Origin of the sequence: Pseudomonas sp. TE50-2 (assembly GCF_040813665.1) — a bacterium.
GTDB classification, from domain to species: Bacteria; Pseudomonadota; Gammaproteobacteria; order Pseudomonadales; family Pseudomonadaceae; genus Aquipseudomonas; species Aquipseudomonas soli.
Window position 1 is genome coordinate 940,109 of sequence record NZ_JBFNXN010000001.1, and the last position, 22,136, is coordinate 962,244.

A 22,136-nucleotide genomic window follows, 5' to 3' on the forward strand; every position below is an offset into this window, starting at 1 on the left:
CATTCTCAGCGTGGGCCACAGACAACCGAGGACACCATGGAAAGCATCGACCTGCTGGTCCTGCGCACCACCCACGACTGGCTCCAGGCCGGGCACCGCGTGCTGCTCGCCACTGTCGCCCGCACCTGGGGCTCCTCCCCTCGCCCGGTCGGCTCGATGATGGCGCTGCGCAACGATGCCGGGTGGTCGGCAGCGTGTCCGGCGGCTGTATCGAGGACGACCTGATCCATCGCTACACCACCGCCTATGGCGGCCCCGGCCTGCCCCTGGGCAGGCCCGAGGTGATCCGCTATGGCGTCAGCGCCGACGAGGCCCACCGCTTCGGCCTGCCCTGCGGTGGCACCCTGGAACTGATCCTGGAATTCGAACCGGCAGTATTGCCGCTGCAGCAACTGCTGGAGCACCTCGACCAGGGCCGGCTGATGCGCCGCCGACTGGCCCTGCAAAGCGGCGCGGTGAGCCTGGCCGCCACCGCCACGCCCGAGCAGTTCAGCTTCGATGGCCAGCACATGGTCAACACCCTCGGCCCCGGCTACCGCATGCTGCTGATCGGCGCCGGGGCCCTGGCCGAATACCTGGCGACCATGGCCTTGTTCAATGGTTTTCGCGTGGCGGTGTGCGACCCTCGCCCCGAACACATGGCGACCTGGGCGGTGGCCGGCGTCGAGCACCTCAAGGGCATGCCGGACGATGCGGTGCGCGCCTTCAACGCAGACCTGCGTACCTGCATCATCGCCGTCAGCCACGACCCCAAGCTCGACGACCTGGCGCTGCTCGAGGCCCTGCACAGCCCGGCGTTCTACATTGGCGCCATCGGCTCGCGGCGCAACAGCCAGCTGCGCCGCGAGCGCTTGATCGAGCATTTCGGCGAGAGCGAGGCCTCGTTGCAACGACTGCATGGCCCCATCGGCATCTACATCGGCAGCAAGACCCCGGCGGAGATCGCGGTGAGCGTGATGGCCGAAGTGCTGGCCGCCAAGAATGCCGTGACACTGCCCGGAGCTGTGAGCGTGTCCGCCGCCAAGGCCCTGGAACAGCCAGCCTTGTGAGCGGGCCACACACCGGCCAACTACTGTCTATGCTTGCTCAACGCGAACCACCCCTCGGTATCGACCACAAGGAAGACAGGCCAATGAAATCGACTCTCGCCCGCGCCATCGCTTTCACCTCGCTCATCGGTGCGGCCAGCCTCGCCGCCCACGCCGCCGAACTGCCCATCGCCAGCGAGGCGCTGGAAAGCCATATCACCACCGAAGTGACCAAGATCGACCTGCCCAACCGCCAGGTCACGGTCAAAGGGCCCCACGACAAGGACGTGACCTTCCAGCTCACCGAACAGGCCAAGGCCCTGCCCAACCTCAAGGTCGGCGACCAGGTCGACATCAAAGTCACCCGCGCCATCGCCTATGTACTGAACACCAATGTCGGCGGCGCGCCCAAGGCCTCCGAGGAATCGGGCACCATCCGCGCCACCGCGGCCAACCCCAACCCTGGTGGCGAGGCTTTCCGCCAGGTCAAGGTCACCTCGCAGATCAAGAAGATCGATCTGAAAACTCATGAAGTCACCCTGCTGCCACCCGAAGGCAAACTGCAGGTGGTCAAGGTCGAGAATCCCGAGCTGCAGGCACGGATGAAAAACCTCAAGGTCGACCAGACCGTCGAAGCCATCTTTACCGAAGTACTGAGCGTGGAAACTTCCCGCCCAGCCCAGTAAAACCTTTGGCCGGCCCGCGCATCGAAAGCCATGTGAGCCTTTCCCCCCTTCAGGAGGTTTCCCATGGCGATGCGCCTGGCCGTGCCGTTTTGCTGCTGCCTCACCCTCGCGCTCTTGGGCTGCACCAGCGCCCGCGACGAGCAGCCACCGCCCACCACGCAACAGGTCGAGCTCCAGCGCTACCAGGGCACCTGGTACGAACTGGCGCGCCTGCCGATGTTCTTCCAGCGCAACTGCGTGCAGTCCGAGGCCCGTTATGGCCTGCGCGAGGACGGGCGCATCGACGTCACCAACCGCTGCCTGGAAAACGACGGCCAATGGAACCAGGCCAATGGCATCGCCGAGGCCCAAGTGCCCGGCCGCACCGACAAGCTCTGGGTGCGCTTCGACAACTGGTTCAGCCGCCTGGCACCGGACCTGACCAAGGGCGAATACTGGGTGCTGTATCACGACGCGGATTACCGCGTGGCCGTAGTCGGCCACCCGAACCGCGAATACCTGTGGCTGCTGTCGCGCACCCCCACCGTCAGTGACCAGACCCGTGACCAGCTACTGGCGCTGGCGCGCAAGCAGGGTTATCCCACCGAGCAATTGATCTGGCGCCAGGCCACGCCCTAGCTGCCTACGTTCACGCCCTGTAAGGTGAGCCACCCGGCTCACCCAACGGATTGCGTGCAATGATCACCTGCCACCTCAAGTACATCATCGACCCCTACCAGGTCCCCGCCTTCGAAGCCTACGGCAAGCTGTGGATCGGCCTGGTCAACCGCATGGGCGGCAGCCATCACGGCTACTTCCTGCCCAGCGAAGGCGCCAATAATGTCGCCTATGCCCTGTTCAGCTTCCCCAGCCTGGCGGCCTACGAGCAGTACCGCAAAGCCTCGGAAACCGACCCGGAGTGCATCGCCGCCTTCGCCCTGGCCACCGAGCAGCGTTTCATCCTCAGCTATGAACGCAGCTTCCTGCGGCCCGTGCTCGACTGAATTTCCCAGGCAAGACCCAGGTTCCTGCAGGCGCCGGTAAAGCCAACGGCGAACGCCACTGAACTATTGCACCTCGATCACGATCCTCACCTAAGCACCCTCGACCCAGGATCGTCGATCGACAAGGAGCCTAGCCAATGTCGCCCCCCCCGTAGCAGCCCCTCTTGCGCGCAAGTCGCGCGGGAGAGGGCTCGGCTGCGGATAGCGCTGGCCAAGGTTCACAAAACAACAGTATTTCCCAGCAGAACCGGTATTTTTTCTGTAACGAAAATGTAAAATTCGTTTTCGCATACCTATAACAAGCTGGGAGCTTCACATGTTTGCCTTCTTCCGCCCTGCCGCGCACCAGGCGCCGCTGCCCGACGAGCACGTCGACAGCACCTATCGCCGCCTGCGCTGGCAAATCTTCGCCGGGATCTTCTTCGGCTATGCCGGCTACTACCTGCTGCGCAAGAACTTCTCCCTGGCCATGCCCTACCTCATCGAGGAAGAGGGCTACACCCGCGGCCAGCTGGGCCTGGCGATCTCCGCGATCGCCATCGCCTACGGTTTGTCCAAGTTCCTCATGGGCCTGGTCTCGGACCGCTCCAACCCACGCTACTTCCTGCCCTTCGGCCTGCTGATCTCGGCCGGGGTGATGTTCATTTTCGGTTTCGCGCATTGGGCCACGTCCAGCGTGACGATCATGTTCGTGCTGCTGTTCATCAATGGCTGGGCCCAGGGTATGGGCTGGCCGCCAAGCGGGCGGACCATGGTGCACTGGTGGTCGCAGAAAGAGCGCGGCAGCGTGGTGTCGGTGTGGAACGTCGCCCATAACGTCGGCGGCGGCCTGATCGGCCCGCTGTTCCTGCTGGGCCTGGCCTGGACCAACGACTGGCATGCGGCCTTCTACGTGCCTGCCACGGTTGCCGTGCTGGTGGCCGTGTTCGCTTTCGCCACCATGCGCGACACCCCGCAATCGGTCGGCCTGCCGCCGGTCGAGCAGTACAAGAACGACTACCCCGAAGGCTACGATGAAAGCCACGAGCAGGAGTTCAGTGCCAAGCAGATCTTCGTCCAGTACGTGCTGTGCAACAAACTGCTGTGGTACATCGCCCTGGCCAACGTGTTCGTCTACCTGCTGCGCTACGGCGTGCTGGACTGGGCGCCGACCTACCTGAAGGAAGCCAAGCACTTCAGCGTCGACACCACCTCGTGGGCCTACTTCTTCTACGAGTGGGCCGGCATCCCCGGCACCCTGCTGTGCGGCTGGATGTCCGACAAGATCTTCCGCGGCAACCGTGGCCTGACCGGCATCGTGTTCATGGCCCTGGTGACCGTGGCCACCCTGGTGTACTGGCTCAACCCACCGGGCAACCCGACCATCGACATGATCGCGTTGTTCGCCATCGGCTTCCTGATCTACGGACCAGTGATGCTGATCGGCCTGCAGGCGCTGGAACTGGCGCCGAAGAAAGCCGCCGGTACCGCGGCCGGCTTCACCGGGTTGTTCGGCTACCTGGGCGGCTCGGTCGCGGCCAGCGCGGCGATGGGCTACACCGTCGACCACTTCGGCTGGGACGGTGGCTTCGTGATGCTGGTCAGCGCTTGCGTGCTGGCCATCGCGTTCCTGATACCGACCTTGCGCCATACCAAGGTGGCCAGTGCCGGTCGTGAGGCAGTGGCCTGACAGCCTCGGCTGACGCTCAAGTAAAAGCCCGGGGCCTGCACCTCGGGCTTTTTTCAAGCGGCTTGATGCAACCGCGTGATCACCGGTTGCTGGCGCTGGCGCGCCTGCCAGATGTCGTAGTCCACCTGGATCGTCAGCCACAGCCGCGCCGTGCTGATGCCGGCCATTTCCAGGCGTACCGCCAGGTCCGGAGAAACCGCCGCTCGGCCATGAAGGACCCGCGACAGCGCCTCACGCGAGAAACCCAGATGCTCGGCGAACGCCTTGACCGTAAGGCCCAAGGTCGGGAGGACATCTTCACGCAGGGTTTCGCCGGGGTGAGGCGGGTTGTGCATAGCCATGATCCAGACCTCCCGTTTCAGAGCGAGAAAGTGTCACCCGGTGAGTCAGGACCCACCAACTGCTAACTGTGACTTGATACTTCAACTTCGTGGTACATCACCCTTGCTACCAGCCGTTTAAGGGTCTTTTGGGCGCAAAGGTTGTTGACCGCATCAGGGCCTCCAAGTGTCCGCCGCAAGCCTTGCAGCGCCTATCAGATCGAGCGCCGCCCGCGCGGCGCATCGCTGGCAAGCCAGCTCCCACATTTATTTCGGGCCAGTTATGCCTGCGCCGCCGCGGCTGTACGCCTTGTCGGTACGACGCGGTTTCAGCGTGTGCACCACTGGCGTCCTACCTGTCTCAAGACATGCACCAAGGCGGACAGCGATAACCTCACAGGACAGACTGGCCCGAAACAGATGTGGGAGCTGGCTTGCCAGCGATGCGCCGCGCGGGCGGCGCTCGATATCCCAGGCACTGCAAAGCTTGCGCCGGACACCTGGTGGCTGCCCGCAGGATGCGCCACGTCAATGCCGTGTCTGCGGCTCACCTGGTACCTGTACCTGCGCCAACGCCGAGTCCAGCAGTGTGCGTACGGTTTCCATCTCGTGCACCGCCGTCAGCGCCAGTGTTGCTCCGAGCGAATGCGGATGCGAGACCAATACCGACTGATGGGCCACGATCAGGGCGCAGCGCACGTATTCCGCCGCCTGAATCAGGGTGTCTTCGAGGTGATGAGGGGAAGGATTGGATGGGGGTGGATCGGGGACGATCTTCAACATGGCAGTGCTCCCTTTGCTTGAAAGATACCGCCATTCACTACCTTGCAAGTAATGGTGGCGGTCGTGTGCAGGGCTGCAAGACCGGGGCAATAGGAGAAAACCCGGCTGGCCCGAGGGCCACCCACACACAACCGCCATAAATCAGCCACAGACAAACGTCAGCAGCATAGCGGTTAGCGCTAGGCTTCCTATCACACACAGGCTTGCAGACCTGGTCGCTGAATTGGCAACGACCGAAGGAGCCTAGATTGATGAGAAAACCGTAGCAATGGCTGAGGACGAGCAAAAGGATGATTCGGAAATGGACTACAAGCAATGAGGAAAATCTGATCGTTCTGCAGATGTGGGATTAACGTTCATGCAGCTACATTGTGCTTTCGCCTGCCTGTTCGGGTATCCAGCATGGATGAAACGACAGTAGCGGCAAGCAGATCCCCCATAGTAGCGTCTTGCCTCTACCGCCCGGATGGGCGAGCACGCACTGGAGTTCAAATGGAATTTGTAGAACGTCTCAACGCGATGGCGGCCAAGGTCAACCAACTGGCTTCGAGTATTCAAACTGAAGAAGCTACTAAAACGGCATTCATCATGCCTTTTATCCACTCCGTCTTGGGCTACGACGTTTTTGACCCCTCCCAGGTTGTACCAGAATATATTTGCGACGTAGGCACTAAAAAAGGCGAGAAAATTGATTACGCCATCTTGAAAGATGGTGAAATCCAGATACTCATCGAAACAAAGAAAATTGGCGAGCCCCTCAACATCAACCACGCCAGTCAATTATTCCGCTACTTCCACGTCACAACGGCCAGAATTTCAATACTGACAAATGGGCGGCATTACCGCTTCTTCACAGACCTTGACGCACCGAACAAAATGGATGAAAAGCCATTTTTGGAAATCGACCTTCTCGATATTGATGAGCACGTTATCCCGGAGCTGCAGAAGCTTACAAAATCAGCCTTCGACGTTGACTCAATAATCAATGCGGCAGGAGAGCTCAAGTACGTCGGGCAGATCAAACGAGTCATCGCGTCGCAGTTCAGCCAACCTGACGATGACTTCATAAAATTCTTCGCCTCACGTGTCTACGATGGTGTCATTACTCAGAAAGTAAGAGAGCAGTTCAGTTTACTGACTCGCAAGGCAGCATCTCAATTTTTGAATGACCAAATCAACGATCGCCTGAAGTCAGCCATGAGTGGTGTTTCTTACCCGACCCCTGCTGAAACGGTGGTTAGCGAAACGCAGAGTGAGTCCTCGGATAACGCAGAAGATCGCATTCAAACCACAATGGATGAGTTGGAAGGCTTCCACATAGTCAAAGCTATTGTCCGTACCACTGTGGACTCCAAACGTGTCATCCACCGAGATACGCAGAGCTATTTCGGGATTCTGCTAGACGACAACAACCGAAAACCGATCACCCGGCTTCACTTCAACCGCGCACAAAAATATATCGGTATTTTCGACAAAGATAAAAATGAGACACGCCACCCCATTAACTCATTAGACGACATCTACGAATTCGCTGACCAATTAAGGGACACCGTGGGCTATTACGAGTAAAGAAAAAGACGCCCTCGCCACTGGAGTGCAGCCAGGGCGAAGGCAACCCTACCGTCTCACCATCAACTGCCTCCCGCCCGATCCCGCACCGGACACTGCGCCCGGTGCAGGTTCAACGCGGTATTGATGATGCCGATATGGCTGAACGCCTGCGGGAAATTCCCCAGCATCCGTTTGCCCACCGGATCGTACTGCTCGGCCAGCAATCCCACGTCATTGCACAAGGCCGTGAGCCGCTCGTAAAGCGCCTGCGCCTCCTCCTGCCGCCCCAGCAGCACGTAGACATCCGCCAACCAGAACGAACACACCAGGAACGTCCCCTCCCCTGGCGTCAGGCCGTCGCTGCAACTGTCGCTGTCGTAGCGCAGCAGCAGGCCGTTGCGCAGCAGGCGCGTTTCGATCTGTTCGAGGGTGCGCAGGAAACGTGGATCGTCGGCCGGCAGAAAACCGGTCAGGGCGATCTGCAGCAGGCTCGCGTCCAGCTCGGTCGAACCGTAGGCCTGGACGAAGTGACGCCCGTCGGCATCCAGCCCGCGGCGGCAGACCTCGTCACGGATCTGGTCCGCCACCTGGCGGTAATGTCGCCCCCGTTCACGCCCTTCCTCGGTGGTGTCGGCCAGGCTCGCCGAGCGGTCGAAGGCGACCCAGGCCATGACCTTGGAGTGCACGAAGTGCTGGCGACCGCCGCGCACCTCCCACAGCCCCTCGTCCGGCTCGCGCCAGATGCTTTCGAGGTACGGCAGGATCGAGCGGGCAATGGCGGCGCTGCGTGGATGACGCGGCAGCCCGCCCTTGATGGCCTGGGTCATGGCGTCGGCCAGTTCGCCGTAGATATCCAGCTGCAACTGCTCGGACGCGGCATTGCCGACCCGCACTGGCTGCGAATGCTCGTAACCGGGCAACCAGGGCAGGCTGAACTCCGGCAGGTCGCGCTCACCCGCCAGCCCATACATGATCTGCATCTGCTCGGGGTTGCCCGCCACCGAGCGCAGCAGCCACTCGCGCCAGGCCTGGGCTTCGTCGAAGTAGCCGAGGTTCATCAGCGCCAGCAAGGTCATGGTCGCGTCGCGCAGCCAGCAGTAGCGGTAGTCCCAGTTGCGCTCGCCACCGACGCGTTCGGGCAGCGAGGTGGTGACGGCGGCGACCATGCCCCCGGTGGGCGCGTAGGTCATGGCCTTGAGGGTCAACAGCGAACGGCGTATCCGCTCGGTGTATGGGCCGACGTCGGGGCAGCGGGCGGCGAAGGCCTGCCATTGGGCGATGGTCTGCTCGAGGTCGTGGTCGACATCGCAGCCGGGCTGCACAGGCAGGTGCGAGGGCTGGTGGCAAAGGCTGAACACCTGGCGCTCACCGGCGCGCACGCGAAACCGGGCAACGCTGTGGTGGTCTTGGCCATGGGTCTCGGTGCTGCTGCGCAGGATCAGGCGATCGGGGCCGGCAACCGCGCTCAGGGTCAGCGGGTCGAGCTTCTCCACCCAGGGCACGCTGCGGCCGTAGTCGAAGCGCAGCACCAGGTCCATCTCGAACGCCGTCTCGCCGGCCAGGCCCTCGACAATGCGCAGCACTGCGTTGGCCTCGCCCAGGGGCATGCAGTCGAGCACGCGGGCACGGCCGCTGGCAGTGGTCCAGGTGGTTTCCAGTACCAGGGTGTCATCGAGGTAGCGGCGCGCGCTGTGCTCGACCGGGTCGCTGGGGGCGATGCGCCAACGGCCGTTTTCCTCGTTGCCCAGCAGCGCGGCGAACACCGCGGGGGCGTCGAAGCGTGGCAGGCACAACCAGTCGAGGGCGCCGTCGCGGTTGATCAGGGCGGCGCTGCGGCAGTTGCCGATGAGGGCGTAGTCTTCGATCAGGGCGGGCATCTCGGATCCTCAGGCGGTGGGCGTGAGTTTGGATGCCGAAGCGCGATTGCCGGTTCCGTTGAAATGCACTCGGCGCAGGTTGCCGAGGCGTTGGAATCGATGCGCAGGAACATTGATCCACGGCACTGATTCACTGTTGCGCTGTGTTAGAAATACCGGGCCAGTGGTTGCTTATCAGGATGAATAAGCTTCTGCCCGTGCGCAACCATTGCGCTGAGTCACTACTTTCAACAAGGACGTTTTATGAAGATTGTCGGTTTATCCGGAATACTGCCCTCACGCTGCGTCAGCAACCAGGACGTTATCAACCTGGTGGAAGAACACTCCCGCAACACCTTCCAGGAAGACTTGCCGAAAACACTGAAGACCATCGGCAAGTTGCTGGAAAAAAGCGGCAGCGACACCCGCCATTGGCTGGCGGCTGACGAGACGCCGATGCAATTGATGGAGGCGGCGTTCGATGCGGCGCTGGCCCAGGCCAATATCAGCAAGGCCGACCTGGACCTGCTGATCTATCCCAATGTCACCCGTGGCTTCATCGAACCGGCCAACAGTACCTTCATCGCCAAGGCACTGGGCCTGAACTGCCGCAACTTCGACGTGGTCGACGCCTGCAACGGCTGGGTGACGGCCATGGACGTCATCAACAGCAAGATGCAAGCGGGTGAAATCCGCTACGCCGCCATCGTCAACATGGAGTTCGGCATGTCGGAGGGCGGCCCGGTGATGCCCAAGAACTTCTCGCTGCAGTCGCCGGCCGAACTGGCCTACAAGTTCCCGAGCTTTACCATCGGTGAAGCCGCCGTTGTCACCATCCTCAGTAACGAAGCAGCGGACAACTTCAAGTTCTCGTACATCAACCGACCCGACCTGAGTGACTTGTCGACGATCTCGTTGCCGGACTGGAAACTGTTCTGCAACGAGGCGGATATCGCCAAGATCGAACCCACCGGTGGCCAGTATCAATTCAACTCCTATGCCGCCGCCCTGCACGAAGATGGTCGCAACGAAGCGATAAAAGTCTTCAACCTGCAGAAGCTCACCGCGGACGACGTGCACAAAGTGTTCATCCATACCGGCTCGCCAAAGATGTGGGAACATATTGGCCAGATGATCGGCGTCGATCACAAGTTGCATCACGTCGGGCACAAGACCGGCAACATCATTACCGCGTCGATTCCCTTCGGCATCTTTGATGCGATGAGCCGGGGCGAAGCCGAGCAAGGTCAGTTCTGCATGGGCTGGGCGGGCAGTGGCGGGATGGTGTTCTCGGCCCTGTCGTTCACTTTGTAGGGCATATTTGCGCACCTACCGCCAACGGCGGTAGGTCGCTGCAGGCTCACCCCAGCGTATGCCACTCGCGTTTGTCCCGCGCCAGCAACTCATCGCCGGCCTCGGGGCCATCCTCTCCCGCCGCATACCCATGCACCTCGCCACCCTCGGCCGCCCAGGCATCGAGGAACGGCTGCACGGCACGCCAACCGTTCTCGATATTGTCGGCGCGCTGGAACAAGGTCTGGTCACCGGTAAGGCAGTCGTAGATCAACGTCTCGTAGCCGGTCGCCGGGGTCATCTTGAAGAAGTCCTTGTAGGCGAAACCCAGCTCGACATTCTCCATCACCAGCTCCGGCCCCGGGCGCTTGGCCTGGAGGTCGAACCACATGCCTTCGTTGGGCTGGATCTGGATCTTCAGGTAGTTGGGCTTGGGCCGCTCCAGTTCGCTTTCACGGAACTGCGCGTAGGGCGCCGGTTTGAAGCAGATGGCGATCTCGGTGTCGCGCACGCTCATGCGCTTGCCGGTGCGCAGGTAGAACGGCACCCCCGCCCAGCGCCAGTTGTCGATCATCACCTTGAGCGCGACATAGGTCTCGGTCTGGCTGTGCGGGGCGACATTGGCCTCCTCGCGGTAGCCGGGCAGTTTCTTGCGGCCCTGCTTGCCGGCACTGTACTGGCCACGCACGGAATTGCGCAGGGCCATCTTCTGCGACCAAGGGCGAATGGCGCCGATCACCTTGGCCTTTTCACCGCGCACCGCATCGGCGCCGAAGGCCGCCGGCGGCTCCATGGCGACCATCGCCAGCAGCTGGAACAGGTGGTTGGGCACCATGTCGCGCAGGGCGCCGGTATTGTCGTAGAACGCCCCGCGCGTCTCGACGCCGACGGTTTCGGCGGCGGTGATCTGCACGTGGTCGATGTAATGATTGTTCCAGAACGATTCGAACAGGCCGTTGGAGAAACGGCTGACCAGGATGTTCTGCACGGTTTCCTTGCCCAGGTAATGGTCGATGCGGTAGATCTGCCGCTCGTTCATCACCTTGAGCAGGCAAGCGTTGAGCGCTTCGGCGCTGGCAAGGTCAGTGCCGAAAGGTTTCTCCACCACCACCCGGCGAAAGCCGCCGCCTGACTCGTCGAGCAGGCCGGCGTCGCCCAGGCGCTGGGCCACCTCGGGGAAGAAGCGTGGCGAGGTGGCCAGGTAGAAAATGGCATTGCCATGGCCGGTTTTAGCGATGCGCCGAGCCAGGGCCTGGTAAGTCTCGGGGTCGAGGAAGTCGCCGGTCTGATAGTCCAGGCGCTTGGCCAGGCGCGCCCAGAGCTTTTCGTCCAAGCACTTGGCACTCCCTTCCGCGCCCTTGTCCCGCGCCTGCATGAAAGCATGCAGGCGCGCGGCAAAGTCCTCGGCCGTGGCCGGGTTGTGGTCGACCCCGACGATACGCAGGTTGCGGTCGAGCAGGCCGTCACGGCTGAGGTTGTACAGCGCCGGCATCAGCAGGCGCTTGACCAGGTCGCCGTTGGCGCCGAACAGGAACAAGGTGCATGGCGGCGCCGCGGGGATGGTCGGTTTAGTCATTTAGTCCTTCTTTTTCTCGACGTGGCCGCCGAAGCCCAGGCGCATGGCGGAGAGGATCTTGTCACCGTAGGTGCCCTGCTGCTGGCGCGAGCGGAAACGGGCGAACAGCGCGCTGGACAGCACCGGCACCGGCACGGCCTGTTCGACGGCGGCGTCGATGGTCCAGCGCCCTTCGCCGCTGTCGGACACCGAGCCACTGAATTCGGTCAGTTGCGGGTCGGCGACCAGCGCGTCGGCGGTCAGGTCCAGCAGCCAGGAAGTGACCACGCTGCCGCGGCGCCACACTTCGGCGATCTCGGCCACATTGAGGTCGAAGCGCTGCTCTTCCGGCAGTTCCGGGCCACCCTTGCTGCGCAGCAGGTCGAAGCCTTCGGCGTAGGCCTGCATCAGGCCGTACTCGATGCCGTTGTGCACCATCTTCACGTAGTGACCGGCGCCGGGCGGGCCGGCGTGGATGTAGCCATGCTCGGCGCGCTCGTGCTCGCCGCTGCGGCCCTGGGTGCGCGGAATGTCGCCGACGCCCGGGGCGAGGGCCTTGAACAGCGGTTCCAGGCGCTCGAACACCGCCTTCTCGCCACCGATCATCATGCAGTAGCCACGGTCCAGGCCCCACACGCCGCCAGAGGTGCCGACGTCGAGGTAGTGCAGGCCACGCTTGCCCAGCTCGGCGGCGCGGCGCACGTCGTCCTTGTAGAAGGTGTTGCCACCATCGATGATGGCGTCGCCCGGCTCGAGCAGGTCGGCCAGTTGCGCGATGGTCTGCTCGGTGATTTCGCCGGCGGGCAGCATGACCCACACCGCGCGCGGCGCCTTGAGTTTCTGCACCAGCGCCCCGAGGTCGTGGGCGCCGACGGCCCCCTCGCCTTCCAGGGTGGTGATGGCTTCGCGGTTGCGATCGTGGACCACAGTGCTGTGACCTGCGCGCATCAGGCGCCTTGCGATATTGCCGCCCATGCGGCCAAGCCCGATGATTCCCAGTTGCATGTGCCGACGCTCCCGTTGGTTTTGCTTTACAACAATTGAAGATTTCAGATTAGTCCAGCGTTCTGGCGTAGGGTTCACCGACGAACGGGGCGACAACGATAAACAAAAAAGTTCCCAAGGGCCTGCAAAGAATTCAGAATGCGCGCCGCGTGAAGCGTCTACGCTTCAAAATGTCACCAGCCATGCGAGGTGTGCCCATGGGAACCCTGATGCCTGCCACTCCCACCCAGACCCTCTATGTCACCGTGCGCCGCGACGAGCTGCGCCAGTTGAAGGATGAGCGCGATCACCTGCGCCAGCAGGTCGCCCAGCTGAACCTGCTGCTCGAGCAGGCCCGCGTGCAAGGCAAGGCCGCCGGCCTCTGATTCACCGCCCCTCTGCGTGGGAGCTGCCAGGCTCCCACCTCGTCACAGCTTCCCTTCCTGATTGCGTTGTGCCGCGTCTGTCGCGAATTCGCTGCGCCTACGCTGGCTAGCCTCATATTTTGCAACAACTCGCCAACGTTTGCGCGGGTAAACCGTCGCGACAAAAATGACCAACGGGTCACTTTCTTTGCGTTTCGTCCCCTACACTCCAGATTCGGCCCGCGTTTTGCTCGGAAAAAGTGACGTAAAAAAGTCGAACTTTCCAAAACACGGGCAGGTCAGGACTTAAGTAGGGCCGACGCAAAAGGACTTCCTCACGCCAGGCCCGCACACCCCAACCAGTCCATACGTCTTTCGGCGGGAATGCCGAGCGTGCCGTGCCTGCGCGCACGAATCTGGGGCAAGGACGCACTACGAAGATGCAACAACGATCAGAGAGCAGACCCACGAGCCAACGCCAAGCAAACAGAACAAGGGACGGAGAGAAGTATGATCAGTGCCGCTGTCGAACCTCACGTAGAGTCATTCAACCCGGATAACCGCGAGCCGCTGCCTGCGTCCCTCGCCCCGACAGTCAAGGCACCCGGCGCGCAGCGCCAGCACAACCCGAACAAGCGCAAGATCCTGTTCGTCACCTCGGAGATTGCCGACCTGGTCAAGACCGGCGGCCTGGGCGACGTGTCCGCTGCCCTGCCCCGTGCCCTGGCGCACCTGCACGATGTGCGCGTGCTGATCCCCGGCTACCGCCAGGTGGTCGAGAGCGACAACCCCATTCACATCGTCGGCGAACTGGGCGGCCACGCCGCGCTGCCGCCGTGCAAGATCGGCCGCATGGATCTGGCCGACGGCCTGGTGATCTATGTGCTGATCTGCCCCGAGCTGTACCAGCGCGACGGCACGCCCTACGGCGCCAACAATGGTCGCGACTGGCCCGACAATCACATCCGTTTCGCCCGCCTGGGCCTGGCCGCCGCAGAGATTGCCGCTGGCGAAGGCATGGCCCACTGGCGCCCCGACCTGGTGCACGCCCACGACTGGCCGGCCGGGCTGGCCCCGGCCTACATGCACTGGCGCGGCCTGAGCACCCCGACCCTGTTCACCATCCACAACCTGGCCTACCAGGGCGTGTACAGCCGTGGCTGCAGCCCGGAACTGGCGATCCCCGACCACGCCATGCAGCAGGAAGGCATGGAGTTCTACGGCAAGCTGTCGTTCCTCAAGGCGGGGCTTGCCTACGCCAGCCACATCACCACGGTCAGCGCCACCTACGCCCGGGAAATCACCACCCCCGAGTTCGGCTGCGGCCTGGACGGTTTCCTCGCCAGCAAGGCCCAGCAAGGGCTGCTCGGCGGCATCCCCAACGGTATCGACGAAAGCTGGGACTCGGCCACCGACCAGCACCTGGACCACAACTTCAGCATCAACGACTGGGACGGCAAGGCTCGCAACGCCGAGCAGGTGCGCGCGCTGTTCGGCCTGGAAGCGAGCGAGGGGCCGCTGTTCGCCGTGGTTTCGCGGCTGGTCTTCCAGAAAGGCTTGGACCTGACCCTGGGCGTTGCCGACTACATCGTCGAACAAGGCGGACAGATCGCCATCATCGGCCGTGGCGAACCTGAGGAAGAACAGGCCATGCGCGAACTGGCCCTGCGTCACCCGGGCCGCATCGGCGTGCGCATCGGCTTCAACGAAACCGACGCCCGGCGCATGTTCGCCGGCAGCGACTTCCTGCTGATGCCGTCGCGCTACGAGCCCTGCGGCCTGAGCCAGATGTACGCCCAGCGCTTCGGCTCGCTGCCGGTGGCGCGCAACACCGGCGGGCTGGCCGACACCATCGAGAACGGCGTGACCGGTTTCCTGTTCGACGACTCCAGCGTGGACAGCTACCGCGAAGCCCTGGGCCGCGCCTTCTATGTGTACGGCAAGAAGCACCTGCTCAATGCCATGCGCTGCCTGTCGATGACACAGCCGTTCAACTGGTGCCAGGCGGTGGAACCCTATGCGCGCCTGTACGAAGACCTGGTGAAGCAGACGCAGCACGCCCATTACTGAGCGGAGAGCCGACGATGCACAAGCATGGCGCACAGTTGCTGGACGCCACGTCGGCGCGCTTCGCCCTGTGGGCGCCGGATGCGCGCAGCGTGAGCGTGGCGATCGGCCAGCAGCCGCCCGTGGCACTGCTGCCCGACGACGATGGCTGGTACACCGGCGTCGCCCCCTGCCAGGCGGGCGAGCGCTACCAGTTCGTGATCGACAATGAACTGCGGGTGGCCGACCCGGCCTCGCGCTGCCAGCCCGAGGGCGTGCAGGGCCCCAGCGAACTGGTCGACCTGGGCGGCTACCCGTGGCGCCATCCCTGGCAGGGGCGGCCCTGGCACGAGGCGGTGATCCAGGAGCTGCACGTCGGCCTGCTCGACGGCTACGCCGGCGTGGCCAAGGTGCTGCCGCGCCTGGCCGAACTGGGGGTCAGCGCCATCGAGCTGATGCCGCTGGGGCAGTTCCCTGGCGCACGCAACTGGGGCTACGACGGCGTGCTGCCGTTCGCCCCGCAGCACAGCTATGGCCGCCCGCAGGACCTGTGCGCGCTGGTCGACGCCGCCCATGGCCAGCGCTTGATGGTGCTGGTGGACGTGGTCTACAACCACTTCGGCCCGGACGGCAATTACCTGCACCGCTACGCCAGCCCGTTCTTCCGCGAAGACCGCCAGACACCGTGGGGCGCGGCCATCGACTTCCGCCGCGCCGAGGTGCGCGAGTTCTTCATCCAGAACGCCCTGATGTGGCTGTGCGACTACCGTTGCGACGGCCTGCGCCTGGACGCGGTGCACGCCATCGACCAGCCGGACTTTCTCGTCGAACTGGCCCAGCGGGTACGCGCCACGGTCGAGCCCGGGCGGCAGGTCTGGCTGGTACTGGAGAACGAGCACAACCAGGCGACGCTGCTCGAGCAAGGCTTCGATGCGCAGTGGAACGACGACGGCCACAACGCCCTGCACGTACTGCTGACCGGCGAAACCGAAGGCTACTACGCCGATTACAAGGACCGGCCGATCGAGCAGTTGGCGCGCTGCCTGGCCGAGGGCTTCGTGTTCCAGGGCCAGCCCGACCGCCACGGCAGGCCGCGCGGCGAACCCAGCGGGCACCTGCCGCCCAGCGCGTTCGTGCTGTTCCTGCAAAACCACGACCAGGTCGGCAATCGCGCCCTGGGCGAACGGCTTTCCCGGCTCTGTCCGCCGCAGGCGCTGAAGGCCGCCACCACCCTGCTGCTGCTGGCACCGATGATCCCGCTGCTGTTCATGGGCGACGACGACGGCAGCCGCAAGCCGTTCCTGTTCTTCACCGACTTCCACGACGCGCTGGCCGATGCCGTGCGGGAAGGCCGGCGTGGTGAGTTCGCTCATTTCGAAGCCTTCGCCGACCCGCAGAAGCGCGAGCAGATACCCGACCCCAACGCCGAGGCCACCTTCGAGACCTCACGACCGCGGCAACAGGAGGTGCTGGCCGGCTGGCACGGCCTGTACCAGCAGTTGCTCGAACTGCGCAGGCGCCATGTAATCCCGCACCTGCCCGGCACCCGCGCCGAGGGCTGCGAGGTACTCGGCGCCAAGGCGCTGACCGCCTGCTGGCGCCTGGGCGACGGCCAGCAGCTGCGCATCGACCTGAACCTCGATGCCCAGCCCCAGCCGGTCACCTTGCCGGCCCTGCCCCGCCGCCTGTTCGACAGCAGCGACAACGCCCACCCCGACTCGACGCTCGCCGCGCACAGCTGCGTGGTGAGCCTGCTGCCCCCCGACCAGGAGACGCCATGAGCGCAGAGCCCCTTCACCGCCTGACCACCCGGGTGGGCCTGGCCCGCGACTGGATCGACGCCAACAACCGCCCGCAGCAGGTCAGCGATGACGTGCTGCGCCAGGTGCTCGCCGGCCTTGGCCACCCGGCCGGCAACGCTGCCGAGATCGACGCCAGCCTGCGCGCCGTGGAGCAGGCCGAAGACAGCGAGCACCTGCCACCGCTGCTGACCGTCGACATCGACCAGCCCCTCGACCTGCAGCGTTACTTCAGCGCCGCCAGCCAGGTGCGCTGCACCCTGGAAGACGGCAGCCAGCGCAGCCTGACCCTGGACGCCCAGGCACGCCTGCCGGCCGGCTTGCCCCTGGGCTATCACCGCCTGGATATCGATGGCCGGACCTGCACCGTGGCCGTGGCACCGGCGCGTTGCCATGCCCTGCAAGACTGCGTGGAGCAACCCCCACCCCGTTGCTGGGGCCTTGCCGTGCAGCTGTACAGCCTGCGGCGCCCCGGCGATGGCGGCTTTGGCGACTGCCTGGCGCTGGAACAACTGGCGCGCCACGCCGCCGAGCGCGGCGCCGATGCCCTGGCGATCAGCCCGATCCACACCCTGTCGGCCTTCGACCAGCACCACTACAGCCCCTATTCGCCGTCCAGCCGCCTGCTGCTGAATGTGCTCTATGCCAGCCCCGGCGTGGTCTTCGGCGAACGCGAAGTGCGCATGGCCGCCGAGGCCTGTGAACTGCAGGCCACCCTCGAAGCGCTGGAGCAGCAAACGCTGGTGGACTGGCCCAGGGCCGCCGAGGCCCGGCTGCGCCTGCTCGAAGCGCTCTACCGGCACTTCAGCCAGGGCGAGCACCCCTTGCGCGCAGACTTCGACAGTTTCCGCGCCAGCGCCGGCGAGCAACTGGAACACCACTGCCGCTTCGAAGTGCTGCAGGCCGAGGCGGTGAGCAGCGGCCTGGGCGCGGACTGGCGCAACTGGCCCAAGGCCTGGCACGACCCCTACGACCCCGAGGTCGAGGCCTTCGCCAATGCCTATCCGGCGCGGGTCGAGTTCCATGCCTTCTGCCAGTGGCTGGCCGAGCGCAGCCTGCAACGGGCCCAGGATGCGGCGCGCGGCAACGGCATGGCCGTGGGCCTGATCGCCGACCTGGCAGTGGGCGCCGACGGAGCCGGCAGCCAGGCCTGGAGCCGCCAGGACGAACTGCTGGCCGAACTCAACGTCGGCGCCCCGCCCGATATCCTCAACCGCGCCGGGCAAGACTGGGGCATCTGCGCATTCTCCCCCGAAGGCCTGCGGCGCAACGGCTACCGCGCCTTCATCGAAATGCTGCGGGCCAACCTGGCCCATGCCGGCGGCCTGCGCATCGACCATGTGATGGGCCTGCGCCGCCTGTGGCTGATCCCCCGTGGCGCCAAGCCCAGCGAAGGGGCCTACCTGGAGTATCCGCTGGACGACCTGCTGCGCCTGCTGGCACTGGAGTCGGTGCGACACCAGGCGATCATCCTCGGCGAGGACCTGGGCACCGTGCCCGAGGGCCTGCGCGAACGCCTGGCCGACAAGGCCGTGCTGGGCATGCGCGTGCTGCCGTTCGAGCAGCAGCCGCCGGGCCGGTTCACGCCGATCCTCGACTGGCCGGACAACGCCCTGGCCACCACCGGCACCCATGACCTGGCTCCGCTCGCCGGCTGGCTGACCAGCCGGGACATCGACTGGAGCCATCGCCTGCAATTGATCGACGCCGCCACCGAACTGCACTGGCGCCATACCCGGGCCCTGGAGCGCGACGGCCTGCGCCGCACCCTGGAGCAGAACTACGGGCCGCTGCGCGACGATTCCGCGCTGATCGACGCGGCGATCCGCTACGTCGGCCATACCCGCGCACCGCTGGTGCTGGTGCCGCTGGAAGACCTGCTGGGCAGCGACGAGCAACCCAACCTGCCCGGCACCACCACCGGCCATCCCAACTGGCGTCGCCGCTTCAAGGCGCCGGTACGCGAACTGCTGGACGACGAGGACGCCGCCCGGCGCCTGGAACTGCTGGCCCAGGCCCGCGAACAAGCCTGGGAGCGTGACCGATGAAACCCTTGACCGCGACCCTGCGCCTGCAACTGCACAGCGACTTCACCCTCGACCATGCGGTACCGCTGGTGCCCTATTTCGCCCGGCTGGGTATCAGCCACCTGTACGCCTCGCCGATCCTCACCGCCCGCGCAGGCTCACGCCATGGCTATGACGTGGTCGATCCGACCCGGGTCAATCCCGAACTCGGCGGCGAGGCGGCGCTCGAACGCCTGGTGGCCGCCCTGCGCCAGCATGGCATGGGGCTGATCGTCGACACCGTGTCCAACCACATGGCCGTGGGCGGCGCCGACAACCCCTGGTGGCAGAGCCTGCTGGCCTGGGGCCGGCGTAGCCCCTACGCGGAATTCTTCGATATCCAGTGGCATTCCAGCGACCCGTTGCTGGCCGGCCAGCTGTTGCTGCCGTTCCTCGGCAGCGACTATGGCGCCGCCCTGCACAACGGCGAGATCCCGCTGACCTTCGACGCACAACACGGGCGCTTCGAAGTCGCCCACCATGAGCACCGTTTCCCGATCTGCCCACTGGACTATCCACGCATCCTCGGCCAGGCCGAGGACCCGCGCCTGCAAGCGCTGGCCGCGCATTTCAGCGCCCTTGGCGAGGCGGCCGAGCCGCTGGCCGAGGCCCAGCCGCTACACCGCGAACTGGCGCGCCTGGCCGCCGCCGGCGCGGATCCGCAAGCGGCCCTCGCCGCCTTCGACAGCCGCGACGAAGCAGGCTTCAAGCGCCTGCACCTGCTGCTCGAGCGCCAGACCTATCGTCTGGCCAGCTGGCGCACCGCCGCCGACGACATCAACTGGCGGCGCTTCTTCGACATCAACGAACTCGGCGGCCTGCGCGTGGAGCGTGCCGTGGTGTTCGAGGCCACCCACGCCAAGCTGTTCGAGCTGATCGAGCGCGGCCTGGTCGATGGCCTGCGCATCGACCATATCGATGGCCTCGCCGATCCGCGCCGCTACTGCCGCAACCTGCGCCGCCGGGTCGATTCGCTGCTGGCGCGACGCCCCGTCGATGCCGCGCTGGCACACTTCCCGATCTACGTGGAAAAGATCCTCGGCACCGGCGAACACCTGCACCGCGACTGGCTCACCGACGGCACCACCGGCTACGAGTTCATGAACCAGGTGTCGCTGCTGCAGCACGACCCTGTGGGCGAGCCCACCCTGGACGAACTATGGCGCAGCACCAGCGAGCGTCCCGAGTTCCCCGAGGAGGTGCGCATCGCCCGGCACCTGGTGCTCAACGCCAGCCTGGCCGGCGACTGCGAGTCGGTGGCCCAGGCCCTGCTCCAGGTGGCCCGCGACGACCTGATGACCCGCGACCTCACCCTCGGCGCCATTCGCCGGGCGCTGCAGGCGCTGGTCGAGCACTACCCGGTGTACCGCACCTACATCAACGCCTGCGGCCGGCCCGCCGAGGACGAGGCGTTCTTCCAGCAGGCGCTCACCGGCGCGCGCCAGTCGCTGGGAGAAGCCGACTGGCCGCTGCTCGATCAGCTCGAACGCTGGCTTGGCGGCCAACCCTGGCGGCACCTGCCGCCAGGCCGCCCGCGCAAGCACCTGCGCCACGCCTGCGTGCGTTTCCAGCAACTGACCGCCCCCAGCGCCGCCAAGGCCGTGGAGGACACCGCCTTCTATCGATCCGCCCGGCTGCTGTCGCGTAACGACGTGGGCTTCGATGCCGAGCGTTTCAGCGCCGATGCGGCCTGGTTCCACAACGAAGCCCAGCGCCGCCTGCGCGACTTTCCCGACAACCTGCTGGCCACCGCCACCCACGACCACAAGCGCGGCGAAGACTGCCGCGCGCGGCTGGCCGTGCTCAGCGAACGCGCGCCCTGGCTGGCCAGCCGTGTCGAGCACTGGCGCGAGCTGGCCGCGCCGTTGCGCGAAGCACTGGACGATGGGCAGGCGCCAAGCCCCGGCGACGAGCTGCTGCTGTTGCAGACGCTGCTCGGCAGTTGGCCGCTGGACCTCGACCTGCATGCCCCGCAAGCCCTGAAGCGCTACGCCGCACGCCTTCGCCAATGGCAATGCAAGGCGCTGCGCGAAGCCAAGCTGCGCAGTAGCTGGGCGGCGCCCAACGAACGCTACGAGGCGGCTTGCGCGGCCTATGTCGACGGCCTGCTGCTGGACGAGGAAAACCAGCAGCTGCGCCAGTCCCTGCATGAGGCCGCGCAGCGCCTGGCCTGCCCTGGCTCCTTGAACGGCCTGGTACAGTGCCTGCTGCGCATGACCACCCCCGGCGTGCCGGACCTGTACCAGGGCAACGAATACTGGGACCTCTCGCTGGTCGACCCGGACAACCGCCGCCCGGTGGACTACCCGGCCAGGCGCGCCAGCCTCGACGACGGCACGCCCCTGGCCGAACTGCTCGCCCACTGGCGCGATGGCCGCATCAAGCAGGCCCTGGTGGCCCGCGTGCTGGACGCCCGTCAGGCCCATCCCGAGCTGTTCCAGCGCGGCGCCTACCTGCCACTGAGCGTGCAGGGCCGCCACGCCGACCAGGTGCTGGCCTTTGCCCGCCTCGGCCAGGGCGAGCGCGCCATCATTGTCGTGCCACGGCTGGCCAGCGCCCTGTTGGGCGCGGCCACCACCCCGTTGATCCCGGCTCAGAACTGGGACGATACCCGGCTTGTACTGCCGTTTGCCTTGTCGCCTGCCAACTGTTCGGGACTTTTCGGCGGCGGTGCTGTCACCCCTTCAAGGGAGCTGATGTTGAGCACCGTGCTGGCAGAGTTTCCGGTCAATGTGTTGATTGATCATGCCTAACTGTATTCAGGAGCGTCGTGATGAGTGTCGATGAAAAACGTATTCGCGAGTTCGCCTATCAGATCTGGGAGTCGGAGGGTAAGCCCGAGGGGCGCGAGGAGGAACATTGGGACAAGGCGCGCAAGCTGGCCGAAGCCGAGGCGCTGGCCCCCAAGGCGCCGCCACGCAAGAAGGCAGCGGCCAAGCCCAAGCCACCGGCAGACCCCAAGGTGGCGGCGTTGCCGGGCGTGAAGCCGGCTGCGGCGGCTAAAAAACCGCGAGCGGCGAAGAAACCTGCCGCTGGTTGAGCCTTTTGCAGCACCGCCCTCATCGCGGGGCAAGCCTGCTCCCACGCCTCAGTCACTGAGTGCTTGTGTGTGTGAGCGAGCTTGCCTCGCGATGGCCCCTCCCCCCGGACCA

The 22,136-nt window shown here is 64.9% G+C and carries 17 protein-coding genes and 1 pseudogene; 13 read left to right on the forward strand and 5 right to left on the reverse strand.

Annotated elements, in window-relative coordinates; all coding sequences use genetic code 11:
- Nucleotides 1-36 precede the first annotated feature (36 nt).
- The 5 genes and pseudogenes from AAHK21_RS04270 (at nucleotide 37) to glpT (ending at nucleotide 4,366) form a co-directional block, all read left to right on the forward strand.
- Nucleotides 37-1,049: pseudogene (locus AAHK21_RS04270) on the forward strand (XdhC family protein).
- A gap of 83 nt (nucleotides 1,050-1,132) precedes the next feature.
- Entirely contained in the window at nucleotides 1,133-1,714 is a 582-nt protein-coding gene (locus tag AAHK21_RS04275) for a hypothetical protein (protein WP_367856531.1), read from the forward strand.
- A gap of 63 nt (nucleotides 1,715-1,777) precedes the next feature.
- Nucleotides 1,778-2,332: a lipocalin family protein gene (locus AAHK21_RS04280; RefSeq protein WP_367856532.1), complete on the forward strand. Its 555-nt coding sequence runs from the start codon at nucleotides 1,778-1,780 to the stop codon at nucleotides 2,330-2,332.
- 59 nt (nucleotides 2,333-2,391) lie between these two features.
- Nucleotides 2,392-2,697 carry an NIPSNAP family protein gene (locus tag AAHK21_RS04285; RefSeq protein ID WP_110698570.1) on the forward strand — a complete coding sequence of 102 codons (306 nt, stop codon included), beginning with the start codon at nucleotides 2,392-2,394 and terminating at the stop codon, nucleotides 2,695-2,697.
- A gap of 316 nt (nucleotides 2,698-3,013) precedes the next feature.
- Nucleotides 3,014-4,366 (forward strand): glycerol-3-phosphate transporter, encoded by a 1,353-nt coding sequence (gene glpT, locus AAHK21_RS04290; RefSeq protein WP_367856533.1) that lies wholly within the window; start codon nucleotides 3,014-3,016, stop codon nucleotides 4,364-4,366.
- A gap of 53 nt (nucleotides 4,367-4,419) precedes the next feature.
- Here glpT and AAHK21_RS04295 read toward each other — a convergent pair whose 3' ends face one another.
- The gene (locus AAHK21_RS04295; RefSeq protein WP_046856273.1) at nucleotides 4,420-4,707 is read right to left on the reverse strand and encodes a HigA family addiction module antitoxin; all 288 of its coding nucleotides are present in this window, start codon (nucleotides 4,705-4,707) and stop codon (nucleotides 4,420-4,422) included.
- Between the two features lie 507 nt (nucleotides 4,708-5,214).
- Nucleotides 5,215-5,469 carry a hypothetical protein gene (locus AAHK21_RS04300; protein WP_367856534.1) on the reverse strand — a complete coding sequence of 85 codons (255 nt, stop codon included), beginning with the start codon at nucleotides 5,467-5,469 and terminating at the stop codon, nucleotides 5,215-5,217.
- A gap of 492 nt (nucleotides 5,470-5,961) precedes the next feature.
- Here AAHK21_RS04300 and AAHK21_RS04305 point away from each other — a divergent pair, with 492 nt between their 5' ends.
- Nucleotides 5,962-7,038, forward strand: a complete 1,077-nt coding sequence (locus AAHK21_RS04305; RefSeq protein ID WP_367856535.1) for a type I restriction endonuclease — start codon at nucleotides 5,962-5,964, stop codon at nucleotides 7,036-7,038.
- Between the two features lie 62 nt (nucleotides 7,039-7,100).
- Here the strand turns inward: AAHK21_RS04305 and AAHK21_RS04310 are convergent, their stop codons facing one another.
- Entirely contained in the window at nucleotides 7,101-8,897 is a 1,797-nt protein-coding gene (locus AAHK21_RS04310; RefSeq protein WP_367856536.1) for a glycoside hydrolase family 15 protein, read from the reverse strand.
- A 243-nt stretch (nucleotides 8,898-9,140) separates the two neighbouring features.
- Between AAHK21_RS04310 and AAHK21_RS04315 the strand changes: the two genes are divergently transcribed.
- Entirely contained in the window at nucleotides 9,141-10,190 is a 1,050-nt protein-coding gene (locus AAHK21_RS04315; protein WP_367856537.1) for a 3-oxoacyl-[acyl-carrier-protein] synthase III C-terminal domain-containing protein, read from the forward strand.
- Nucleotides 10,191-10,236: 46 nt separating this feature from the next.
- On the opposite strand, the gene zwf is transcribed toward AAHK21_RS04315, so the two are convergent.
- Together zwf and gnd are read right to left on the reverse strand one after the other, a co-directional pair.
- A complete protein-coding gene (zwf, locus tag AAHK21_RS04320; protein WP_367856538.1) occupies nucleotides 10,237-11,745 on the reverse strand; it encodes a glucose-6-phosphate dehydrogenase in 1,509 nt (502 codons plus the stop codon).
- Nucleotides 11,746-12,765: a phosphogluconate dehydrogenase (NAD(+)-dependent, decarboxylating) gene (gene gnd / locus AAHK21_RS04325; RefSeq protein ID WP_256591471.1), complete on the reverse strand. Its 1,020-nt coding sequence runs from the start codon at nucleotides 12,763-12,765 to the stop codon at nucleotides 11,746-11,748.
- A gap of 161 nt (nucleotides 12,766-12,926) precedes the next feature.
- On the opposite strand from gnd, the gene AAHK21_RS04330 reads away from it, so the two are divergent.
- The 6 genes from AAHK21_RS04330 (at nucleotide 12,927) to AAHK21_RS04355 (ending at nucleotide 22,024) form a co-directional block, all read left to right on the forward strand.
- Entirely contained in the window at nucleotides 12,927-13,094 is a 168-nt protein-coding gene (locus AAHK21_RS04330; RefSeq protein WP_220036851.1) for a DUF6026 family protein, read from the forward strand.
- 489 nt (nucleotides 13,095-13,583) lie between these two features.
- Nucleotides 13,584-15,143, forward strand: a complete 1,560-nt coding sequence (glgA, locus tag AAHK21_RS04335) for a glycogen synthase GlgA (RefSeq protein WP_367856539.1) — start codon at nucleotides 13,584-13,586, stop codon at nucleotides 15,141-15,143.
- A gap of 14 nt (nucleotides 15,144-15,157) precedes the next feature.
- Complete coding sequence (gene treZ, locus AAHK21_RS04340; RefSeq protein ID WP_367856540.1) at nucleotides 15,158-16,900, forward strand: malto-oligosyltrehalose trehalohydrolase; 1,743 nt, start codon at nucleotides 15,158-15,160, stop codon at nucleotides 16,898-16,900.
- On the forward strand, nucleotides 16,897-18,966 hold the full coding sequence (gene malQ, locus AAHK21_RS04345; protein WP_367856541.1) for a 4-alpha-glucanotransferase: 2,070 nt from the start codon (nucleotides 16,897-16,899) through the stop codon (nucleotides 18,964-18,966). The genes treZ and malQ overlap by 4 nt, the downstream gene beginning before the upstream one ends.
- Nucleotides 18,963-21,737, forward strand: coding sequence for a malto-oligosyltrehalose synthase (locus AAHK21_RS04350; RefSeq protein ID WP_367856542.1), 2,775 nt, complete (start codon nucleotides 18,963-18,965; stop codon nucleotides 21,735-21,737). The genes malQ and AAHK21_RS04350 overlap by 4 nt, the downstream gene beginning before the upstream one ends.
- 17 nt (nucleotides 21,738-21,754) lie before the next feature.
- The gene (locus tag AAHK21_RS04355) at nucleotides 21,755-22,024 is read left to right on the forward strand and encodes a DUF2934 domain-containing protein (protein ID WP_038705784.1); all 270 of its coding nucleotides are present in this window, start codon (nucleotides 21,755-21,757) and stop codon (nucleotides 22,022-22,024) included.
- Nucleotides 22,025-22,136 lie beyond the last annotated feature (112 nt).